General features: G+C 73.6%; 5 protein-coding genes. All 5 read left to right on the top strand.

What is annotated here, in order from left to right:
* On the top strand, positions 1–392 hold a 392-nt coding region (locus E1293_RS45890; RefSeq protein WP_207939514.1), incomplete at its 5' end, for a hypothetical protein.
* A 126-nt stretch (positions 393–518) separates the two neighbouring features.
* On the top strand, positions 519–1,088 hold the full coding sequence (locus E1293_RS45895) for a hypothetical protein (RefSeq protein ID WP_132206276.1): 570 nt from the start codon (positions 519–521) through the stop codon (positions 1,086–1,088).
* Positions 1,089–1,128: 40 nt separating this feature from the next.
* Positions 1,129–1,710, top strand: a complete 582-nt coding sequence (locus tag E1293_RS45900) for a TetR/AcrR family transcriptional regulator (RefSeq protein WP_132206278.1) — start codon at positions 1,129–1,131, stop codon at positions 1,708–1,710.
* A 79-nt stretch (positions 1,711–1,789) separates the two neighbouring features.
* Complete coding sequence (locus E1293_RS45905) at positions 1,790–2,539, top strand: SDR family NAD(P)-dependent oxidoreductase (protein WP_132206280.1); 750 nt, start codon at positions 1,790–1,792, stop codon at positions 2,537–2,539.
* Between the two features lie 39 nt (positions 2,540–2,578).
* Positions 2,579–3,147: class I SAM-dependent methyltransferase (locus E1293_RS45910; RefSeq protein WP_132206282.1), on the top strand; the 569-nt coding region annotated here is incomplete at its 3' end.

A 3,147-nucleotide genomic window follows, 5' to 3' on the forward strand; every position in this document is an offset into this window, starting at 1 on the left:
CGCTGGTGCCGTGGATGTGGGTGCTCGCCACCACGCTGCCGTCCACCGCCGCGGTGCCGAACTGGTCGGCGGCCTGGGTCGGGCTGGACGCGATGGAGGCGGTGGCGCTGTTCGGCACCGGCGTACTGCTGGTCCGCCGCGACCGCCGGTACGGCCTGGGCGCCGCGGCGGCGGGGGCGCTGCTGGCCGTCGACGCCTGGTTCGACGTGATGACCGCCACGCCGGGCGCGGAGCGGACGGCGGCGATCGCCCTGGCCGCGGGGGCCGAGCTGCCGCTGGCGATCCTGTGCGCGGCCCTTGCCGCGCGGGCGGTCCCGCCGCCTCCGTCCAAGATCGACCACGAGATTAAGGGGGGATGGCAAAGGCTTGACGGGAGTGCCTCAGACGGGTGAAACCAGACGAGCCGGACCTCTAGAGTGAGTGCCACTTGGGGGCCCTCTCCGGCGGAGGGCCCTTTGCCCTGCCCGCACGTGCCCTGCCCGCACTTGCCCTGCCTGCACGATCAGAGGTCCCCCATCATGAACGACCACGAGGTGCACGAGGAGTGCATGCGGCTCCTCAGGGACGGTCTCCCCGTCCCCGCTCCCGCCGCCTTCGACGAGGGACGGGACTACCTTCCGCTCGGGCTCGACATGGACGGCGACGTCGCCGTTGTCACGTTCCTGCACCAGTGGGGGGACGCCGCGTCCGCGTTCATCGAGGGCTGGACGTTCCACCGCCGCGACGGCGAGTGGCGGGAGCTCGGCGGCGCCGGCGGGTCCGCCCCGGACGAGCCGCTGGCGCGCCGCTCGTCCGGCGAGATGGGGCGCCACCTGCTGAAGTACGGGTCGGGCCGGACGGTCCGCAACTCCAACCGGCTGCTGCCGTGGGGCGCCAAGTGGGTGAACGAGGCGCGGCTGCGGGCGTCGGCGGAGGTCGCGGCGGTCCGGGTCGGCAAGCGGGTCCTGGACGTGGCCGAGCACGGGCACGTGGTCGTGGTGTGGGGCGCCCGCCGGGGGCCGGTCGTGGAGGCGCTCGCCTCCGACGGGTCGGTGCTGGACGCGATGGACCTCGACCGCCCGTCCGTCCCGGCGCGGTCGCAGGCCTAATATTTGACCGTTCGTTCTGGAACGGTCTATCGTCGCCGCCATGGCACGGACGAAGGAGTTCGACCCTGACGCGGCGCTCCAGCGAGCACTGGAGCTGTTCTGGGAGCGCGGCTACGAGGCGACGTCCATGGCCGACCTCGTGGCGCACCTCGGGGTCGCCCGCGCCAGCATCTACGCGACGTTCGGCGGCAAGCACGAGCTGTACCTGAAGGCCCTCGAACGCTACCTCCGGGCGACCGACCCGAAGATCGCCGAGGCGCTGTCGCAGCCGGGCCCCGTCCTGCCGGCGGTGCGCACGCTGATCGAGCGGTATGCCGAGGAGTCCGCCCACGACCGGCCGCGGCGCGGCTGCCTGGTGGTGAACACCGCGGTCGAACTGGCGGCGCACGACGCCGAGGCGGCGCGGCTGGTGGAGGCGAGCTGGAGCTTCCTTGAGGCCTCGCTGACCTCGGCCTTGACGCGGGCGCGGGCCCAGGGCGAACTGTCCCCGGACAAGGATCCGAGGGCGCTGGCCCGCCTCGTGCTGGTCCTCTTCCAGGGCATGCGCGTGCTCGGCCGGGCGCCCGCCGACGACGGCCGGCTCCGGGACGCGACCCGCCAGGCCGTGGCCCTCTTCGACTGACCGTTCCCGCCCGTCGCCGAGGCGGGCTTCTTTCGGCCCTTATTTAAGACCGATCGATCTAGTATTAGGAGCACGACCCATGGCATTCAGCGACAAGATCGTCCTCATCACGGGCGGCGCGGGCGGCATCGGCCGCAGCACCGCGCACGCCTTCGTCCGCGAGGGCGCCACGGTCGTCCTGGCGGGACGCGACATGACCACGCTGGCCGAAGCGGTGAAAGAGGTCGGCCCAGGCAAGGCCGACCATGTCGTCGCCGACGTGTCCGACGCCGAGTCCGCCGCCCGGATGGTCGAGACGGTCGTGGCGCGCCACGGCGGCCTCCACATCGCGGTCAACAACGCGGGCGTCCTCGCCGGATTCGGCCCGGTCGCCGACATCGACACCGCCGCCTGGGACGACGTCCTGCGCGTGAACCTGACCGGCGTCTTCCTGTCGATGAAGCACGAGATCGCCCACATGCGCGCCCATGGCGGCGGCGCGATCGTGAACGTCTCGTCCAACATCGGGGCGCACGGCCGGCTCGCCGGCATGGCGGCGTATGCGGCGTCCAAGGCCGGCGTCAGCGTCCTGACCCGCACGGCCGCGCTCGACCACGTCGCCGACGGCGTCCGCGTCAACGCCGTCAGCCCCGGGGCCAGCGACACCCCCATGTCGCTCCGCCCCGGCGAGTCCCGCGCCGACCGCGCCGAGCGGATGCGCACGGCGGCCCCGTCCGGCCGCGTGGCGGACACGTCCGAAGTGGCCGAGAGCATCCTGTGGCTGGCGTCGGACGCCGCATCCCACGTCGTCGGCCACGACCTGGTCGTCGACGGCGGCGCCACCGCCTGACGACGCTTTCCCCGCCGGTTCTCCGGGCAGACTCACGGCATGGCCCTCACACCCGACTACGACGCCGACCCCGAGCGCTTCCGCCTCGCCAGCAGGGTCACCAGGCGGTATCTGATCGGGGCGCGGAGCCTGCACGACCACATCGCCGTGAAGCTGCTGCACTCGGGCGCGTCCCGCGTCCTGGACATCGGCTGCGGGGAGGGCGCCCTGAGCGACGCCCTCCCCCACCCGCCGCCGTTCCGGCTCGTGGGGCTGGACGCGTCGGGCGTCCTGCTGCGCGCCCACCCGGCGCCGCGCGTCCAGGCCGACGCCCTGCGCATGCCGTTCCGGGACGGGACGTTCGACGCCGCCGTGGCCGTCAACATGCTCTACCACCTGGACGATCCGGGCCGCGTGCTCCGCGAGGCCCGCCGCGTCCTCGCCCCCGGCGGCCTGCTCCTCGTCACGGCGATCTGCCGGACCGACAGCCCCGAACTGTCGCCCGTCTGGCGCCCCGAGCCGACCCCGTTCGACGCCGAGGAGGCCCCTGCCCGCGTGTGCGAGGTCTTCGGCGAGGTCGAGGTGGAGCGCTGGGACGCCCCGCTGCTCACCCTTCCCGACCCCGCCGC

It is taken from the genome of Actinomadura darangshiensis, from assembly GCF_004349235.1.
GTDB lineage: Bacteria > Actinomycetota > Actinomycetes > Streptosporangiales > Streptosporangiaceae > Spirillospora > Spirillospora darangshiensis.

What these genes read in the sequence shown, in the direction of transcription:
- E1293_RS45895 (WP_132206276.1), top strand. Translation starts at nt 519, where the DNA reads ATGAACGACCACGAGGTGCACGAGGAGTGCATGCGGCTCCTCAGGGAC.
- E1293_RS45900 (WP_132206278.1), top strand. Translation starts at nt 1,129, where the DNA reads ATGGCACGGACGAAGGAGTTCGACCCTGACGCGGCGCTCCAGCGAGCA.
- E1293_RS45905 (WP_132206280.1), top strand. Translation starts at nt 1,790, where the DNA reads ATGGCATTCAGCGACAAGATCGTCCTCATCACGGGCGGCGCGGGCGGC.